The organism is Pseudoalteromonas rubra, assembly GCF_004212645.1.
Taxonomy (GTDB): Bacteria; Pseudomonadota; Gammaproteobacteria; order Enterobacterales; family Alteromonadaceae; genus Pseudoalteromonas; species Pseudoalteromonas rubra_G.
In genome coordinates this window covers 39,706-56,247 of sequence record NZ_PPUZ01000043.1, presented here as the reverse complement: position 1 = coordinate 56,247, position 16,542 = coordinate 39,706, and the positions used below count along the sequence as shown (strand labels likewise).

Genomic DNA, 16,542 nt, shown 5'->3' with positions numbered 1-16,542 from the left:
CGGCCCAACAGGAAATCATTATGACAACAACCGCATATCAGGCCTATCAACAGGCATACGAACAATTTGAGCAAAGCCCGGAGGCATTCTGGCTAAACCAGGCTGGGCGCCTTAACTGGCATACCACACCTAAAACGGGCGTCAGCATTGATGAAGAATCACTGAGCCATTGGTTTGCAGATGGCAAACTGAATACCAGCTACCTGGCGCTGGATCACCATGTCAACGAGGGCAGGGCAGAGCAAGTTGCACTTATCTATGACTCGCCTGTGACCGAGCAAAAACACAGCTACACCTACGCGCAATTATTACAGGAAGTGAGTCAATTTGCAGGCGCGATGAGCAATCTTGGTGTGGTAGCCGGTGATCGGGTGGTGATTTATATGCCTATGATCCCGCAGGCTGTCATAGCTATGCTGGCCTGTGCGCGGATCGGGGCTATCCATTCTGTGGTATTCGGTGGCTTTGCACCCAAAGAGCTGGCTGTACGCATTGATGATGCGAAACCTAAGTTGGTGCTAAGCGCATCCTGTGGTGTTGAGGTAGGCCGGGTGATTGAATACAAGCCCATGCTGGACGAAGCGTTAGAGCTGGCGGAGCATCAAGTAGAGCACACGATTGTCTGGCAGCGCCCTCAATATCGTGCGCAGATGTCTGCGCCGCGTGATCTTGACTGGTGCGAGCAGGTTGCAGCGGCTCCGCAGGTCGATGCTGTGCCATTGAGTGCAACGCACCCCCTTTATATTTTGTATACCTCAGGTACGACCGGTACGCCCAAAGGCGTTGTACGTGAGCACGGTGGTCATGCTGTCGCATTGCACTACAGTATGGATACCGTATACGGCATGAAACCGGGGCAGGTATTTTGGGCCGCGTCGGATATAGGTTGGGTTGTGGGCCACTCTTATATTGTTTATGCGCCACTCTTATTTGGCTGTACCACCATATTGTACGAAGGTAAACCTGTCAGAACGCCGGATGCAGGCGCATTTTGGCGGGTGGTCGAAGAATATCAGGTGAATGCGCTGTTCAGTGCGCCGACTGCATTTCGTGCTATTAAGAAAGAAGATCCAGAGGGAAAACTGTTTGCTCAGTATGATACTCGCTCATTGCAAACCTTGTTCCTCGCAGGTGAGCGCCTGGACCCGGCAACCTATGACTGGCTGCAATCTGTTACACGCTTGCCGGTAATTGATCACTGGTGGCAAACCGAGACTGGCTGGCCGATTGCGGCAAACCCAATGGGATTATCACCCTTGCCGACCAAAGCGGGCAGCGCATCAGTGCCAACACCCGGGTATCAATTGAGTGTCCTGAATTCAGACGGTGAACCCTGCGGCGCGAACGAACAAGGCCTCATTGCACTTAAAACCCCATTGCCGCCCGGATGTCTGAGCAATATTTGGCAAAATAGTCGTCGCTTTAAACAAGGGTACCTATCAGAATTTCCGGGCTATTACCTGTCCGGAGACGGCGGTTACCTTGATGAAGAAGGCTATGTGTTCATTATGGGGCGCACGGATGATGTCATAAACGTAGCTGGTCATCGCTTATCAACCGGTGAAATGGAAGAGGTGGTTGCAGCGCATGAAGCCGTGGCCGAATGTGCCGTATTTGCAGCGAAAGATGAGCTAAAAGGCCAGGTGCCCGTGGCTATGGTGGTGCTTAAAGATGGTGTGGATCTTACCCAGGAGCAGCTGCGCGCAGCACTTGTTCAGTCTGTACGAGGCAAAATAGGCGCAATTGCTTGTCTGAAGCAAATTCTGGTTGTAGAGCGTTTACCAAAAACACGCTCGGGAAAGATATTACGCAAAAACTTACGCCAGCTGGTGGATGGTGAAGCGATGACAGTCCCGTCGACCATTGACGACCCTGCCACGCTTGATGAAATCAGTGTGCTGTGGCATGCCACACAGCAACAAGCCTAAGGCAGACTAGATACACTTAGCCGGTTTTGGCAGACCGGCTATTTTTGTGGCCTGTTTTGCCGGACCTTTCGGAAACAGTTTATACAGGTATATGCTTTTACCTTTATCTTCACCCAGCTTCTGCCCGATGGCCTTAACCAGCATACGAATGGCCGGGCTGGTATTGTATTCTTCGTAAAAATCGCGCACAAAGTTGACTACTTCCCAGTGGGCGTCTGTCAGCGTTATATTCTCTTGCTGGGCCAGCAATGGCGCCAGCTCTTTATGCCAGTCCTGATGATTGAGCAGGTAGCCTTCTTTGTCTGTTTCGATTTGTTTGTCTTGAAAAACGAGCATAGTTACCACGTAATAGTTTTATGACATTGCTCAACCAGCAAGACCCACTGCTGGTCGCTGAGCGGTTCGATATTATCTTGCGCGCTGATCCCGCGTGCCTGCGCACAGACACTGAGCATACAGGTGCGGTTGGTGCTAAGCGAGCGCCACGCCGCCTGATCATAACAGGCGTCCCGTGTAAGCAGCAGCACATCTTGCTCGCCGAGCAAGCTTGCACTGAATACATCATGATAGTAGCTCAGTGGCTTAGAAAAAATATGTAATGTTGGAAGGCTCATAAACTAACCACCTTGCTTTGCTGTGCGAGTAATGCTTGTTGTGCCTCCAAAGTCAGGACCTGGGCGTCAATATTCAGCGCCTCAGGGGTAAGCGCGAAACGCTGCATGGCTTGAGCGCAGACATAGACTTGCTCAACATCATAAATCTCCAGCGTTTTGAGCTGTTTAAAGTAGTTCTTGATACCTAAGTGGGATGCATCGTTGCCTTGTTTTAAAGCTAATACCGCAGGACCCTTAAAAAGCCAGGAGACATTTTGATCCAGCGCAGCAAAAATCAATGCCATGTCTAATCCTTCCCGGATACGGGCGCCGTCGAATGGAGCGGTGTGGTTGATAACCAGAATGTTTTCACTCATTTGAATTGCACCCATTTATCCGCTTTCGTTGCCAGCATGGCAAACTCTGCCAACCCGGCAACCTCAAAAGGGCCACATTGGGTGGTGTCCAGGCCATGTTTTTCTGCCGCGGTAACGCACAGTTTTAGCGCAATACCTGCGTCATGCAGGGATTGCCACAGCTGTGTTGGCTGAAGTTCGTCGCTGGCCAAACTAAAATGCTGACTGGCAAACAAAACGGCTTGCTGATAAAGGAAGATACAAGCGACTTGATGATCTTGTGCCTGTAAAGCTTGGGTAAAGCGCAGCAACTGTTGTAACGCATCGTGGTTACTGACATCGCTGTGCAGGGAAAGTACGTACTGGCTCAAAAGTTACTCATAAAAAAAGCCCCGAATGGGGCTTATTTTAGCAAACTGAGCAGATTAGTCATCACTTGAGCCAAGTAGCGAAAGAATGGCTGTGAACAAGTTATAGATGCTCAGGTACAGGCTGACCGTTGCCAGGATGTAGTTTGTCTCACCACCGTTAACGATACGGCTTGTGTCGTACAGGATAAAACCAGACATAAGCAATACAACCGCCGCGTTAATCGCGATAAAAGCAACTGAGCTGCCGATAAACAGGTTAACCAGGCTAGATACAATCACGACCAACATACCAACAACCAGGAAACCGCCCATGAAAGAGAAGTCTTTTTTAGTTGTTAACGCGTAAGCAGACAAACCAAAGAACACCAACGCCGTTGAACCAAGCGCTTGTGCAATCAACAGGCTACCATTTGGCATCGCCGCATAGTGACTAAGCAGTGGGCCTAAGCCAAAGCCAAGTAAACCTGTGAACAGGAAAACCAAGCCAATCGCTGAGCTGGAATTCGCTTTTTTCTGGATAACGAATAAAAGACCAAAAGCAATTAATGAACAGACAAGACCGGTAAAGCGCGGTAGTGCCATAGTCATAGAGATGGCAGCAGTAATCGCACTAAATGCCAGTGTCATTGCCAGTAGGAAGTAGGTGTTTTTAAGCACCTTGTTAGTTTCGACCGTCGACATAGCCACTTTTTGGCCAGTGTACGAATGATTGAACGCCATTTTCAGCTCCTTATTAGAAACACAATGTTCCGAAAATTATTCTAGGCCAAGATTACCAAGAGTTAAATCACTCGGCAAACCTTTCTGAGTAAGTAGACCTTAAAACCCCCGTAAAAGTTCTTTAACTACTGACATTAGCCTCTAAAATCTTTCAATGTGTCCGATGTTTGTACAAATCAAGTGAATTTTAACCAATTAAACAAAAAAGCGAAAAAAAAGCTTCACAAGGGGGCCGGGATTCTCTAATATTCGCCCCGCTGCGGAGAGATGGCTGAGTGGTTGAAAGCACCGGTCTTGAAAACCGGCATACGTTAATAGCGTATCTAGGGTTCAAATCCCTATCTCTCCGCCACTTTATTTTACGCAGGCTTGCCCATCAGAGTTCACAGGCGAGCGGCGACAATCTGATTTGGAGAGATGGCTGAGTGGTTGAAAGCACCGGTCTTGAAAACCGGCATACGTTAATAGCGTATCTAGGGTTCAAATCCCTATCTCTCCGCCACATTAAGGCCGCAAGCCTCAGACTCGCGGCCTTTTTTCTTTTCCGCCATCAGACTGTGCTTAGCCCGCAAACCGCAATGCTCTTTTTACGTAGCGCTTGGCGCGATGCGCGCAGGCATCAATCGCATCAGACGCCTTACCCGCTACCTCTTTGACTTCTATGGCCTGAAAGCCCTTCAGTCCAACCCGTATGGTGCAATGATATTGGGGACTGGCTTGTACCATATCCTCATCGGTTAAAAGATATACTTCGACTTTGTCTATTTGCCCTGCATAGCGGCCAAGCATTAGCCTTATTTGCGCATCGACATGATTATCCTCGGCTTCTGTTGTGTCACTATGGGATGAAAACACATCTACCCACATATTCTACTCTCGTTGATTGCTTTATCACTAGCCTGTCTTTTAGGCATACTCAAACGTTGCCTTTAGTATGAAGTGCTACCTGATCAAGCCTATCAATCGAAAAGAATTAAGAGAAATCGTTTGTTCTATATACTACAGTTCGGATTATTCGAAGTGTCTTTGACTATGAGGAAGCCCCATGCAGGATGTCATTAACTACAAACACTTAAAATATTTTTGGGCGGTGGCCCATGAGGGCAGTATCGCCAAAGCCAGTGCCAAACTAAATATTACCCCGCAAACCATCAGTGGCCAGTTGTCTTTGCTCGAAGAGCGGGTAGGCAACGAGCTACTGCAAAAAGAGGGGCGCGGGTTGCGCTTAACCGATACCGGCAGAGTCGTATTGCGTTATGCCGACGAAATCTTTGAGTTGGGCAATGAGCTCAGTGATGTATTAAAAGGCAACAGCGCGGTGGGGCCGGCGGAGTTTATTGTGGGAGCGTCGAGCGTACTACCTAAAACCATAGTCCATAAGATCATTGAGCCGGCCATGCACATTGAGCAGGACATTCGGTTGACCAGTCTGGAAGGGCCTGTTGATAGTATGCTCGCCGATCTGGCGATACATAAAGTTGATCTGGTTTTAAGTGATGTGCCCGTGACGGGGGCTTTCAGTGTTAAGGCTTATAATCATCTACTTGGAGAAAGCGGTATCACCTTTTTGGCCGCGCCGGCGCTGGCCCGTCAGTATGCCAAAAACTTTCCTATGTCATTGAATAACGCGCCCTTGCTGCTGCCGACACAGCAACATGAAATTCGCAAAGAGTTTGATTTTTGGCTGAGCGACCAAAATATTCACCCCAATATTGTCGCCCAGTTTGACGACAGTGCATTGATGAAATCGTTTGGCCAGTCTGGCCTGGGGCTATTTTTTATGCCCAGCACGATTGCCAAAGATGTGTGTGATGCATTTCACGTGCGCCCGGTTGGAGAGCTGCCTCACATCAAACAAAAGTTTTATGCGATTTCGGCAGAGCGTAAGATCCGCCACCCGGCCATTGCGGCTATTTTTAACGCAGCCAAGGCGTCTTTATTTAAGTAATATACGACGCTAAAGTGGCATAAGATCAACTTTGTGCCAAACTTACTGTTCGTATTTTTCGACTCTTTAAGTTTAATAATTCGAGTTTTACATATTGTTGCTGCACCCTAGTATAGTTTTAGTACAACTAGTTCCCGAGGTGTTTTATGCAAGATCTGAAAGACTGGCACAGTCAACACTCAGAAGCAGTACTCAAGCAGTTCGAGGCTGACCCGGAGCGGGGCTTATTACCGCAACAGGTCGACAGGCAACAAGCTCAGTTTGGGCCGAACGCCATTACTAAACACGATGGCGATGGGCCACTCAAGCGGTTTGCCCTGCAGTTCCATCAGCCCTTAGTCTATATTCTACTCTCTGCGGTCGTCGTGACGCTGGCCCTCCAGGAGTGGGTCGACTCAATCGTCATTTTCGCTGTGGTGTTACTCAACGCCATCATTGGCTTTGTACAAGAGTCTAAAGCGATCAATGCCATCAATGCCTTGTCGGGCAGTATTAAGTCAACCGCAACCGTGATCCGCGACGGTGTAAAATCCACCATTCCCGCCCAACAACTCGTTCCAGGCGATATCGTATTGCTGCAGGCAGGTGATAAAGTGACGGCGGATATGCGCCTGGTAAAGGTCAGAGACTTACAGGTTGATGAGTCGGCACTGACCGGCGAGTCGGTCCCTGTCGAGAAAAACCTTGAGGTGCTTGCCAAAGAAGCCTTGCTGGGCGATCGCCAGAATATGGCGTTTTCGTCGACACTGGTAGTGTATGGTACCGGCGTTGGGGTAGTCACCGAGACCGGTGACAATACCGAAATTGGCAAAATCTCCGAGCTAATAGCAACCACGCCAACACTGGATACCCCATTAACCAAGCGCATCAAGCAGTTCAGCCATGTATTGCTGTACGCGATTGTGGGTCTGGCGGCAATCACCTTATTGATCGGATATCTGCACGGTCAGCCTTTGCTCGACTCCTTTATGGCGGCGGTTGCCTTAGCGGTGGGCGCGATCCCCGAAGGCTTACCTGCGGCGGTCACAATTATGCTGGCCATCGGCGTCTCGCGGATGGCGAAACGTAAAGCGGTGATCCGTAACTTGCCAGCGGTTGAAACACTGGGAAGCACCACTATTATTTGCTCTGACAAGACGGGCACCTTGACCAAAAACGAGATGACGGTAGAGCAAATCTACAGCGGCGGAATGCTCTATGCGGTATCTGGCAATGGGTATGATCCAGAGGGTGAAATTCAGGCTCAGATGCCACAGTCCGAGCTACAGAGCGCGGCCATTGACCCCAGCACCCAGCCGGGTCTTTATGCAACGCTCAGAGCGGGGGCTTTGTGTAATGACGCTCAGCTTATGGCACCGGATACGCAAAACGCACAGTGGCGCATTAGCGGCGACCCGACTGAGGCGGCATTGCTGGTGTCGGCACATAAAGCCAATATGGCCTCAGGCAGCCTGAACGCCAAACGGGTCGATTGCATCCCGTTCCAATCTGAATATCAGTATATGGCTACTTTGGATGACGTTGACGATGCGCGCATCATTCACATGAAAGGCTCCATCGAGAGTATTTTGCCCAAGTGTCAGTTTATGCTCAATGAGCAGGGCGCTTGTGTCGCGCTTGACCAGGATACCATTGAACAACAAGTGGAGCGCCTTGCCGCTAAGGGGCTGCGGGTACTTGCTTTTGCCAGCAAAGCGACTTCCCAGAAGCAAACTACGCTGAGTCATGACGATGTGGCTGGTGAGCTGGTGTTCCTCGGCTTACAGGCAATGATAGATCCGCCTCGCCCGGAAGCCATTGAGGCCGTTGCAGCCTGTCACCGCGCAGGGATCCGGGTCAAGATGATCACCGGCGACCACGCACTGACCGCTACCAGCATCGCCAAACAGCTTGGCATTATTCAACCGCAAAGCGCGGGTAAAACCGTCACTGGCTATCAGTTAGGGGATTTGTCGGAGCATGAGTTCAGTGACATTGCCAGTAACAATGACGTGTTTGCACGGGTTAGCCCTGAGAACAAGTTACAGTTGGTAAAATCGCTCCAGGCTGAAGGCCATGTAGTGGCGATGACGGGGGATGGGGTAAATGATGCTCCAGCGCTCAGACGGGCCGATATTGGTGTGGCCATGGCGCTCAACGGAACCGAAGTGGCCAGAGATGCATCGGATATGATGCTGACCGATGATAATTTTGCCACTGTGCGCGCAGCGGTTGAGGAAGGCCGGGGTGTCTTCGATAACCTCAAAAAGTTCATTGTCTGGACATTGCCAACTAACGGCGGGGAAGGCCTGGTTATCTTGCTGGCCGTGCTACTGGGTGTTTCTTTACCTTTGTTACCCGTACATATTCTGTGGGTTAACATGACCACCGCGATATTACTCGGTCTGATGCTGGCGTTTGAGCCCAGAGAAAAGGGCATTATGGAACGTCCTCCATACGACCCGGATGCACCCATTATAGACGGTGTCTTAATGTGGCGTATTTTGTTGGTGTCGTCGTTATTGTGTATCTTAGCCTTTGGCCTGTACGAGCTGGAGCTGATGTGGGGTGCAACAGAAGCACAAGCCAGAACCGTGGCGGTTGCCATGTTTGTCGTCGGCGAAGCATTCTACCTGTTTAACTGTCGCTCGCTGGACCGCTCCGTGTTTTCAGTCGGGATGTTCTCAAACCGCTGGATCTGGATTGGTATCGCATTGATGATGGCGCTGCAGCTCTTGTTTACCTATCAGCCTTTAATGAATGACTGGTTCCAAAGTGCGCCTATCTCGCTGGAAGCCTGGCTGCGTGTTATTGCCTGTGGTTGGTTAATATCCCTGATTGTTGGGGTTGAGAAGCACCTGCGCGGCAGAAATAAAACGTCTCAGGCCACGTCAGATCCAAACACTAACAGAGTGAGCGAATCAGTATGAACTCAAAGACACATTCTCACACTTCAGACAAACGGACCTTGCTTATCCGAGCATTGATCTTCAGTGCACTTTGGCTGCTACTCACGAAAGGAGCATGGTCCTCCTGGGTGGTAGGCATTGTCGTTGTGCCTGTGTCTGTCTGGATGAGCATGTGTCTATTTAACAGTACACCGAGTACAGCAGAGAATAATGGCAATCCTGTAACAGGCCAGCTGCATTATGGCCGCTTGCTGCGTCTGTTGCCGTATTTTCTGCTGAACTCGTTAAAAGGGGGAATACAAACCGCACGTCTGGCATTTTCGCCGCGTATTGAAATGCGCCCGGGAACTATATTGTACTCAGTACAATTACCAGTGGGGCATACACAGCTGTGGTTTATACACCTGATCAGCTTGTTGCCGGGTACTTTGAGTGCTCAGCTAGAAGGAAAAGAATTATTGATCCATATGCTAGAGGTGAGTGAGGACAATTACAGAGATGTGATTGACTGTGAACAAAAAATCGCCTATTTATTTGATTTAGAAATAGATAAACAAACGGTGCCAGCATTGAAGGAGCAATTATGAGTGACTATTTGAGTCTGGCCGTTACGGTTTTAACCCTGGTCTTGCTAGGTGGATTATGGCGCCTGTGGTTAGGTCCTTCCAAACTTAACCGGATACTTTCTTTGCAGCTGTTTGGCACCATAGGTGTGGCCATTCTGGCACTGCTTGCTGTGGTTTACCAGCAAAGCGCGTTGTTTAATGTGGCACTGGTTTTAGCTCTGCTGGCACCGACCGCAACGGTTATTCTGGTGAAGATGGGAGAGACTAAATCATGACGCTCTTCGACTGGTACAGCCTGGTGATGGTGACACTGGGTGTGTTCTTTTTTGTTGCAGGTTGCGTCGGATTATGGCGCTTTCCTGATGAACTATCAAAACTACATGCCCTGACCAAAGCCGATAATTTAGGGCTGGGGTTTATTGTACTGGGTGTGCTTCCTCAGGTTGGCGAGGTGGCTGATGCAATCCAGCTGTTGGTGATCTGGGTTGCGGTTATGCTGGCCGGTGCAGTTTCCTGCTATTTGTTGGCCAGTCAAACAGGGCCAACAATTAGCGAGCAAAGCGGCAATGAGCAGGGGCGCGAATTTAAGGAGCAGACGTATGATAAACGGTGAGTTAGTTATCGATCTGCTGTTGGGCTGTGGTGCCGTCGTGACGGCTGTACTGTGCTTGACAGCTAAAGACTTATTCCAGGCCATTCTGCTATTTATCAGTATGGGCCTGCTGGTCACACTTGCCTGGGTCAGGCTCGGTGCCTGGGATGTTGCGATTGCAGAAGCAGCCATTGGTGCTGGTTTAACGGGCGCGCTGCTCATCGCCACTCGCAGGCAGCTCAGTCAATAAGGCTGATCTGAACACTCACCGCAGAGGTAATCTATGTTTAATGACTTGACGCTGGGTCGTAATACGCAACAAAAAGCAGGTCTGCCACTCGGCGTCTTGATTATGCTTGTCCTGGCAATCGCCGCAGCTTGTCTTTTTTTGATTAAAGCGCTTATCGACTTTGGATCTGCTGAGCAGCCCCTTGTGACGCTGGTCGCATCCAACCTTGCACAAAGTGGTGTTGATAATCCGGTCACTGCGGTGTTGCTCAACTTTCGCAGCTACGACACGTTACTTGAGGTTGCGGTGCTGTTGATTGTGGCACTGGCAGTAATGCCTGCAAGCACAGAGCAAAGCAAGTTGAGATTTATTAGCGTGTCGGTACCGACCGAGCGCAGCTTTGTGTTGGAGGCATTTCTGCGTTGGTTACTGCCCGCGATTGTGGTGACCTCAGGGTATCTTTTATGGACCGGTGCAGCCTTGCCAGGCGGGGCGTTTCAGGCTGGTGCCTTACTGGCGGGCGCCGGTATTCTGTTACTGCTGGCCGGCCATCATAGTTTTAATTTTAATGCACCAGCCGCGCGATTATTGTTAGTTGTGGGTTTGGCTGTATTTTTACTGGTGGGCGCAGCTGTGATCCTGTCAAGCGGCATCGCATTGGCTTACCCGCAAGCTTGGGCTGGAATGTTAATTCTGGTAATAGAAGTCGCGGCAACGTTAACCATTGCGGCGATTTTAGTGTTGCTGTTTTGTGCGTTGCAGGTTGAACCACCCCGTGCAAAGTACGAGGGTCCAAAAAAGGAGGAGCACTCATGACGCAAGCGATGTTATATGCTGTTTTTGGCATTGTTTTGTTTGGCGTGGGGCTGTTTGGCGTGCTGGCGATTGCTCACGTGATGAAAAAGATCCTCGCAATAAACATTTGTGGCGTTGGGGTTTTTATGGTGTTTATCGCCAATGCGTCATCTGGCGTTGCCGCTGATTTTGTGCCACATGCGATGGTGCTGACTGGCATTGTTGTGGCCGTTGCAGGTACTGCGATGGCTTTGTCTTTGGTGGTAAGAATTAACGCACTTGAACAGCAAGAGGAAGACGCTTAATGCCGATATCTGACGTATCCTCTTTACTTCCTCTGCTGGTCGCTATTCCCCTGACAGGCGCCATCTTTTCTGTACTGATAAATTCCAAACATGGGCAGGTGCTGACAGGGTTGCTTGCGGCATTGAGTTTGGTACTGGTGATCTGTGCTATTTTACTAGGCCTACCTTCTGAGGGGCTCCAGAGCACAGCGGCATTCAGATACCCTCTCGCTGGCTGGCAGGCGCCGTTAGGTATTGCACTGAGTCTGGACGGATTTTCTGCACTGCTGCTGACGTTGACGACTTTCTTAGTCACGGTATTGACCTTTTATTCTGCTTATTATTTTTCGGCTTCGCCTGCTCGTGTGCGTTTTTGGCCGCTCTGGTGGTTGCTGGTGGCAGGGATTAACGCGCTATTTTTATCGGCTGATATCTTCAATGTGTATGTGACACTCGAGATCATCGGGCTGGCTGCGGTTGCGCTGGTTGCGCTAAGTGGTAACAAGGCGGGCCTGACAGCGGCGCTGCGGTATCTGCTGGTGGGCTTGCTTGGGTCACTTTGTTACTTAATGGCTGTGGCTTTGTTGTATCACCTTTACGGCACACTGGACTTTGCTCAGCTTGCTGCGAAGGCCGATTCGAACCCACTAAGCTGGGCAGCCTTGGCGCTTATCACTGTGGGTCTTGTGTTAAAAACGGCGCTGGTTCCGCTACATTTTTGGTTGCCCCATGCGCACGGCAGTGCTCCGGCACCGGTCAGCGCTATTTTGTCTGCACTGGTTGTCAAAGCCTCGTTCTATCTGCTGGTGAGATTTTGGATGGAGATTTTAGCGCCGGCTGTCACCAACGATGCGCTGATGCTACTGGGTATTCTTGGGGGGCTGGCGATTCTGTGGGGATGCATTCAGGCACTCAGAGCGACACGCTTAAAACTGATGGTGGCCTATTCGACCGTCGCGCAGATAGGGTATTTGTTTTTACTGTTCCCGCTATTGATGAGCGCAGAAGGGGTGTCAGAATCACAGTTGGCTGCACAGCATCAAAGTGCACTGGCTGCGGTGTCCTACTTTATTGTTGCGCATGCTTGTGCCAAAGCGGCAATGTTTATTGCTGCTGGTAATATCATCCATTCGTTGGGGCACGATGATATCGCCAAGTTGCAGGGCATGGCTAAGTATATGCCGCTGAGTTTATTCACGTTTGCGATAGCCGGTGGCAGTTTAATTGGCTTGCCACCCAGTGCCGGGTTTATCGCTAAATGGTTAATGCTTAATGTTGCCATAGATACGCACCAGTGGTGGTGGGTTGTGATCATTCTCACCGGCGGACTATTGGCGGCACTGGCCATATTCAGAGTCCTGGATCTGGCATTTATTAAACCAGAGCACGCCTCTGAGCAGGTTGTCCCCGATAACTGGCAGAAGGTGCCCGTAGCGATGCCGCTCAGTGGTTTGGCACTTGCGCTCTGTACGATGGCGCTGGGCTTTAATGCGGATCTGATCATTGATCTCATCATGATAGGAGGCGGCGAATGATGTGGCAAAGTACTCTGCCTTTATTGATTTTACTGAGCGCGCTGGCATCGGGCATTGCAATATTCTTTGTCAGTGACGACAAGCCGATACTCAGAAAGACTTTGAACTTTTTGGGGGCTGGCAGCTGTGTGGCTCTAATCTTAGTGATGATCTCGGGCGTCTATCAGGGGCAGGTGTTTGAAACGCGTCTCCCTTTACTGCCTAACATGGATCTGGTGCTACATGCGGATGCGCTGTCATTGCTGTTCGTCGCCTTATCCGGTTTTTTGTGGTTGCTGACCACGATTTATGCCATCGGCTATCTGGAGCAATCTCCCAATCGCAGTCGCTTTTTCGGGTTCTTTAGTCTGTGCGTATTTGCGACCATAGGTGTTGCGCTTGCGGGCAACCTGATCACCTTTTTGATATTCTATGAGTTGCTGACGCTGACAACCTATCCGCTGGTTGTGCATAAAGGGAATAAGGCATCGTTGGCAGCAGGGCGTAAATATCTGATCTACACCATGCTGGGTGGAGTCAGCCTGCTGGCCGGTGTTGTCTGGCTTAAAGCCCTGGCGGGCTCACTGGATTTCACCGCAACCGGGATTTTGGCCTCCATGCCGCATCTGGACCCGCTTCATTTAAAAGTGATCTTTGCTCTGATCATCATAGGCCTGGGTGTCAAAGCAGCGTTGGTACCGCTGCACGGCTGGCTACCGTCTGCCATGGCTGCACCTGCGCCGGTCAGTGCCTTGTTGCATGCCGTTGCTGTCGTGAAAGCGGGCGCATTTGGCATAGTGCGAGTGGTATATGATGTTTATGGCGTTGAGTTTGCACAGGAGCTGGGGCTGACCATCATACTGGCCGTCATGGCCTCTATTACCATTGTTTATGGCTCGACCCGGGCGGTGTTTCAGGATGATTTGAAGCGCAGGCTGGCTTATTCGACGGTCAGTCAGGTGTCCTACATTGCACTGGGGACTGCCATTGCCGGGCCGATTGCGACGATCGGCGGGATTGCACATTTGGTCCATCAGGGGTTGATGAAAATCACTATGTTCTTTTGTGCCGGTAGTATTGCAGAAACACTTGGCGTCACTAAGGTCAGTCAAATGAATGGTGCTGGTAAGCGCATGCCACTCACTATGCTGGCGTTCAGTCTGGCGGTGCTGGGGATGATAGGGATCCCGCCTGCTGCGGGCTTTATTTCCAAATGGTATCTGGGTACCGGTGCATTAGAGGCGGGTTTTTATTGGGTGCTTGGGGTGCTGATTATTAGCAGCCTGCTTAATGCTATCTACTTCCTGCCCATTCTGTATGCTGCCTGGTTTAAGCCGCAGCAGGGAGACTGGCCCAAAGAGCAACCGCGCGGGCGCTTTGAAACGCACTGGATGCTGATGCTGCCGCCCATAGTGACCGCGATACTTGCACTGAGTGCAGGCTTATTTGCAGATGCTCAGTTTAGTCCGCTCAACTGGGTTAAGCTAATAGCAGCCCGGGAGTATGGTAGTGAGTTTGTGTCGATACTGGCGGTAAGCTCGCAACAGATCCCCTGGATGTGGCTGGCAATTATTACGCCCATATTCTGCGTGCTGCTGCTCGTCCTCAAACGAATGCAGGAAATTGCTCATTGGTTTTTACCGATGTCAGCCGCCGCAGCGCTGCTAGCCTTTTGTGCGTCATCGCAAGGCACAAATACCACGCCCTGGTTGTTCTTTGGCAGCATCATGACGCTCAATGACACTACCTCGACCTTTTTCCTGCTTGCGGCCTGCTTATGGCTTCTGGCGGCGGTTTTTGCCGTCAACTTTGCCAAAGACGATGCGCGCAAAGTGCGTTTTTGCCTGTTTTTCCTGCTCGCCATGTGCGGTAACTTTGGGCTTATACTCGCCGAGGACATGTCTGGGTTCATCAGTTTCTTTACTTTAATGAGCCTGGCCTCGTACGGCCTGGTTGTACACTTTGATACACAGGAGGCACATCAGGCCGGTAAGTCTTATATGCAATGGGCGGTGCTGGGAGAGTTGTTGCTGTTTACGGCTTTGGCTGGTCTTGCTTTTGGCTCAGTTGACCCGTCTTCAGCAGGTAACCCTGAGCAGGCTTACCCAGCATGGGCAATTGGGTTTTTGCTTGCCGGGTTTGGCGTTAAAGCGGGATTGTTTGGTCTGCACGTGTGGCTGCCACTGGCGCACCCCGTTGCCCCCGTTGCCGCCAGTGCGTTGTTGAGCGGCATCATGGTCAAAGCCGGCCTGCTGGGCTGGCTGAAGTTTATTCCGTTTGGTGAAGTCGCCTTTGCAACCTTTGGCTCTGTACTTGTGGTGCTTGGCCTGTTTGCGGCATTTTTTGGTGTTTTAGTGGGCGTAACGCAGGAAAACCCCAAAGCTTTACTTGCTTACTCAACAATGAGCCAGATGGGTATTCTGATAGCCGCGATTGGGGCGGGGCTGAAATATCCCGAAATATGGTCTTTGTTGTTGCCTGCAATAGTATTATACGCGGTGCACCACGGGCTGGCTAAAGCAGCGCTGTTCCTTTTTGCAGGGATGAATAGCACCCTGGCATGGCAGAAGTATCCCTGGCTGTGTTGGCTAGCAGTAACGCTGCCTGCTGCAGCACTGGCCGGGTTGCCGTTGACCAGTGGCGCGGTTGCCAAGGTAGCGCTAAAAGATGTGGTCGGGCGGGATTTGCTGATGGGCACTGTATTGCCATTAACCGCAGTCGGTACCACCTGGCTGATGATGCGATTTTTACAATTGATAGGGCAAAAGCGCGCAAACGCCACAACGGGTCAGCCGGATAGACTTCAGTTAGGCGCATATGCGGCATTGTTTACATTGGTTTTAGTCATGAGTTATCTGATCCCTCAGGCTGACGCAGCATGGTCTACGCAACTTACCGTGGCGAGTGTGTGGGGGAGTGCATGGCCAGTTTTACTTGGGGTTGGCTTGTACTTCGCAACACGTACCTTTGTAAATAATATGGAACCACTGCCACCAGGTGATATCAATCTTGCGTATGTAGAGGCCGGCACATTGGTGCGTCTTGGTGCAAATACCACGGCGGATGGTTTGCAATTGCTGAAAGGTGAAATAAAGAGCACCTCCTGGCAGCTGCCTCAGCAGGTTGTACAAAGGCAGGCACGGCTGATAGGCATAGCCACTGCGACCTTACGCTCTGCGGTGACGCCGGGTGTGTTGTTTGCTGTGCTTTTGAGCATGCTGTTATGGTTTATGGTTGTTTAAACCTATTAGACCAAAGTTGACTTGTGATACATGCGTTTGCCGTTAACACTGAACATGTCTATGCAAAGTGTGAAAAGGTGAAAAAGATGATCAAAAGACAAGTAGCTAAGGCTGTGGGGTATTCGTTACTGTCTCCGCTCATCATTGGGCTTGTGCTGGGGAGCTATTACGCGCTGATAAGCGGCCAGAGTAAAGTGCTGTTTCAAATTCTGATGACGGCCGTGGCGAATGCCCATATCGTTGGGTTATCCATGGCATTTTTTGTCTTACCAGCCTATTTATTGCTGCTGCGCTATAACAAGCTAAGTTATTCAGGCATTTTGACGGCTGGCATGCTCGGAGGGGCGCTGTTTAGCTTTTTATTCGTTGCCAGTTCCGGTATAGTTTTTATTATCAATGCGGTGATGGCGGCACTGGGTGCAGGGCTGTTTTTGTTCAGTTTGCGTCGCAATGCGCATAGGGTGTGATGGCTTTTTATACAGCCCGGTGGTGTTTTACACTAATTTAATAGTTTTT

18 protein-coding genes and 2 tRNA genes are annotated in these 16,542 nt (G+C 50.5%); 14 read left to right on the top strand and 6 right to left on the bottom strand.

Going from position 1 to position 16,542, the window contains the following annotated elements:
* Nucleotides 1–20 precede the first annotated feature (20 nt).
* On the top strand, nt 21–1,928 hold the full coding sequence (locus C3B51_RS16060) for a propionyl-CoA synthetase (RefSeq protein ID WP_130245717.1): 1,908 nt from the start codon (nt 21–23) through the stop codon (nt 1,926–1,928).
* 6 nt (nt 1,929–1,934) lie between these two features.
* On the opposite strand, the gene C3B51_RS16055 is transcribed toward C3B51_RS16060, so the two are convergent.
* The 5 genes from C3B51_RS16055 to C3B51_RS16035 are packed head-to-tail and all read right to left on the bottom strand — an operon-like array spanning nt 1,935 to nt 3,968.
* Nucleotides 1,935–2,264, bottom strand: coding sequence for a TusE/DsrC/DsvC family sulfur relay protein (locus C3B51_RS16055; RefSeq protein WP_125721426.1), 330 nt, complete (start codon nt 2,262–2,264; stop codon nt 1,935–1,937).
* A gap of 2 nt (nt 2,265–2,266) precedes the next feature.
* The gene (locus C3B51_RS16050; protein ID WP_130245716.1) at nt 2,267–2,542 is read right to left on the bottom strand and encodes a hypothetical protein; all 276 of its coding nucleotides are present in this window, start codon (nt 2,540–2,542) and stop codon (nt 2,267–2,269) included.
* Entirely contained in the window at nt 2,539–2,898 is a 360-nt protein-coding gene (tusC, locus tag C3B51_RS16045) for a sulfurtransferase complex subunit TusC (RefSeq protein ID WP_125721422.1), read from the bottom strand. The genes C3B51_RS16050 and tusC overlap by 4 nt, the downstream gene beginning before the upstream one ends.
* Nucleotides 2,895–3,248, bottom strand: coding sequence for a DsrE family protein (locus C3B51_RS16040; RefSeq protein WP_125721420.1), 354 nt, complete (start codon nt 3,246–3,248; stop codon nt 2,895–2,897). The genes tusC and C3B51_RS16040 overlap by 4 nt, the downstream gene beginning before the upstream one ends.
* 54 nt (nt 3,249–3,302) lie before the next feature.
* Nucleotides 3,303–3,968 carry a Bax inhibitor-1/YccA family protein gene (locus C3B51_RS16035; protein WP_125721418.1) on the bottom strand — a complete coding sequence of 222 codons (666 nt, stop codon included), beginning with the start codon at nt 3,966–3,968 and terminating at the stop codon, nt 3,303–3,305.
* 261 nt (nt 3,969–4,229) lie between these two features.
* Here C3B51_RS16035 and C3B51_RS16030 point away from each other — a divergent pair.
* Both C3B51_RS16030 and C3B51_RS16025 read left to right on the top strand, forming a co-directional pair.
* Nucleotides 4,230–4,320, top strand: a tRNA-Ser gene (locus C3B51_RS16030).
* Between the two features lie 59 nt (nt 4,321–4,379).
* Nucleotides 4,380–4,470 (top strand) — tRNA-Ser (locus C3B51_RS16025).
* A gap of 59 nt (nt 4,471–4,529) precedes the next feature.
* On the opposite strand, the gene C3B51_RS16020 is transcribed toward C3B51_RS16025, so the two are convergent.
* On the bottom strand, nt 4,530–4,835 hold the full coding sequence (locus C3B51_RS16020) for an HPF/RaiA family ribosome-associated protein (RefSeq protein ID WP_125721417.1): 306 nt from the start codon (nt 4,833–4,835) through the stop codon (nt 4,530–4,532).
* Nucleotides 4,836–5,013: 178 nt separating this feature from the next.
* Between C3B51_RS16020 and nhaR the strand changes: the two genes are divergently transcribed.
* From nhaR to C3B51_RS15965, 11 genes are all read left to right on the top strand, one after another.
* On the top strand, nt 5,014–5,916 hold the full coding sequence (gene nhaR / locus C3B51_RS16015; protein ID WP_125721415.1) for a transcriptional activator NhaR: 903 nt from the start codon (nt 5,014–5,016) through the stop codon (nt 5,914–5,916).
* Nucleotides 5,917–6,062: 146 nt separating this feature from the next.
* The gene (locus C3B51_RS16010; protein WP_130245715.1) at nt 6,063–8,825 is read left to right on the top strand and encodes a cation-transporting P-type ATPase; all 2,763 of its coding nucleotides are present in this window, start codon (nt 6,063–6,065) and stop codon (nt 8,823–8,825) included.
* Complete coding sequence (locus C3B51_RS16005; RefSeq protein ID WP_125721410.1) at nt 8,822–9,391, top strand: Na+/H+ antiporter subunit E; 570 nt, start codon at nt 8,822–8,824, stop codon at nt 9,389–9,391. Before C3B51_RS16010 ends, C3B51_RS16005 begins: the two co-directional genes overlap by 4 nt.
* Nucleotides 9,388–9,645, top strand: a complete 258-nt coding sequence (locus C3B51_RS16000) for a monovalent cation/H+ antiporter complex subunit F (protein WP_130245714.1) — start codon at nt 9,388–9,390, stop codon at nt 9,643–9,645. The genes C3B51_RS16005 and C3B51_RS16000 overlap by 4 nt, the downstream gene beginning before the upstream one ends.
* Complete coding sequence (locus tag C3B51_RS15995; protein ID WP_130245713.1) at nt 9,642–9,983, top strand: cation:proton antiporter; 342 nt, start codon at nt 9,642–9,644, stop codon at nt 9,981–9,983. Before C3B51_RS16000 ends, C3B51_RS15995 begins: the two co-directional genes overlap by 4 nt.
* Complete coding sequence (locus C3B51_RS15990; protein ID WP_125721405.1) at nt 9,970–10,212, top strand: DUF4040 domain-containing protein; 243 nt, start codon at nt 9,970–9,972, stop codon at nt 10,210–10,212. Before C3B51_RS15995 ends, C3B51_RS15990 begins: the two co-directional genes overlap by 14 nt.
* Nucleotides 10,213–10,245: 33 nt before the next feature.
* Nucleotides 10,246–11,007, top strand: a complete 762-nt coding sequence (locus C3B51_RS15985) for a Na(+)/H(+) antiporter subunit B (RefSeq protein ID WP_130245712.1) — start codon at nt 10,246–10,248, stop codon at nt 11,005–11,007.
* Nucleotides 11,004–11,291, top strand: a complete 288-nt coding sequence (locus C3B51_RS15980) for an NADH-quinone oxidoreductase subunit K (protein ID WP_046003137.1) — start codon at nt 11,004–11,006, stop codon at nt 11,289–11,291. The genes C3B51_RS15985 and C3B51_RS15980 overlap by 4 nt, the downstream gene beginning before the upstream one ends.
* Nucleotides 11,291–12,805, top strand: coding sequence for a complex I subunit 5 family protein (locus tag C3B51_RS15975; protein ID WP_130245711.1), 1,515 nt, complete (start codon nt 11,291–11,293; stop codon nt 12,803–12,805). Before C3B51_RS15980 ends, C3B51_RS15975 begins: the two co-directional genes overlap by 1 nt.
* A complete protein-coding gene (locus C3B51_RS15970; RefSeq protein ID WP_130245710.1) occupies nt 12,802–16,026 on the top strand; it encodes a complex I subunit 5 family protein in 3,225 nt (1,074 codons plus the stop codon). The genes C3B51_RS15975 and C3B51_RS15970 overlap by 4 nt, the downstream gene beginning before the upstream one ends.
* 89 nt (nt 16,027–16,115) lie before the next feature.
* Nucleotides 16,116–16,493 carry a hypothetical protein gene (locus tag C3B51_RS15965; RefSeq protein WP_130245738.1) on the top strand — a complete coding sequence of 126 codons (378 nt, stop codon included), beginning with the start codon at nt 16,116–16,118 and terminating at the stop codon, nt 16,491–16,493.
* Nucleotides 16,494–16,542: the final 49 nt, after the last annotated feature.

Excerpts from the sequence above, each read along its gene's own strand:
- C3B51_RS16060 (WP_130245717.1), top strand. The coding sequence starts at position 21 with ATGACAACAACCGCATATCAGGCCTATCAACAGGCATACGAACAATTT.
- C3B51_RS16055 (WP_125721426.1), bottom strand. The coding sequence starts at position 2,264 with ATGCTCGTTTTTCAAGACAAACAAATCGAAACAGACAAAGAAGGCTAC.
- C3B51_RS16050 (WP_130245716.1), bottom strand. The coding sequence starts at position 2,542 with ATGAGCCTTCCAACATTACATATTTTTTCTAAGCCACTGAGCTACTAT.
- tusC (WP_125721422.1), bottom strand. The coding sequence starts at position 2,898 with ATGAGTGAAAACATTCTGGTTATCAACCACACCGCTCCATTCGACGGC.
- C3B51_RS16035 (WP_125721418.1), bottom strand. The coding sequence starts at position 3,968 with ATGGCGTTCAATCATTCGTACACTGGCCAAAAAGTGGCTATGTCGACG.
- C3B51_RS16020 (WP_125721417.1), bottom strand. The coding sequence starts at position 4,835 with ATGTGGGTAGATGTGTTTTCATCCCATAGTGACACAACAGAAGCCGAG.
- nhaR (WP_125721415.1), top strand. The coding sequence starts at position 5,014 with ATGCAGGATGTCATTAACTACAAACACTTAAAATATTTTTGGGCGGTG.
- C3B51_RS16010 (WP_130245715.1), top strand. The coding sequence starts at position 6,063 with ATGCAAGATCTGAAAGACTGGCACAGTCAACACTCAGAAGCAGTACTC.
- C3B51_RS16005 (WP_125721410.1), top strand. The coding sequence starts at position 8,822 with ATGAACTCAAAGACACATTCTCACACTTCAGACAAACGGACCTTGCTT.
- C3B51_RS16000 (WP_130245714.1), top strand. The coding sequence starts at position 9,388 with ATGAGTGACTATTTGAGTCTGGCCGTTACGGTTTTAACCCTGGTCTTG.
- C3B51_RS15995 (WP_130245713.1), top strand. The coding sequence starts at position 9,642 with ATGACGCTCTTCGACTGGTACAGCCTGGTGATGGTGACACTGGGTGTG.
- C3B51_RS15990 (WP_125721405.1), top strand. The coding sequence starts at position 9,970 with ATGATAAACGGTGAGTTAGTTATCGATCTGCTGTTGGGCTGTGGTGCC.
- C3B51_RS15985 (WP_130245712.1), top strand. The coding sequence starts at position 10,246 with ATGTTTAATGACTTGACGCTGGGTCGTAATACGCAACAAAAAGCAGGT.
- C3B51_RS15980 (WP_046003137.1), top strand. The coding sequence starts at position 11,004 with ATGACGCAAGCGATGTTATATGCTGTTTTTGGCATTGTTTTGTTTGGC.
- C3B51_RS15975 (WP_130245711.1), top strand. The coding sequence starts at position 11,291 with ATGCCGATATCTGACGTATCCTCTTTACTTCCTCTGCTGGTCGCTATT.
- C3B51_RS15970 (WP_130245710.1), top strand. The coding sequence starts at position 12,802 with ATGATGTGGCAAAGTACTCTGCCTTTATTGATTTTACTGAGCGCGCTG.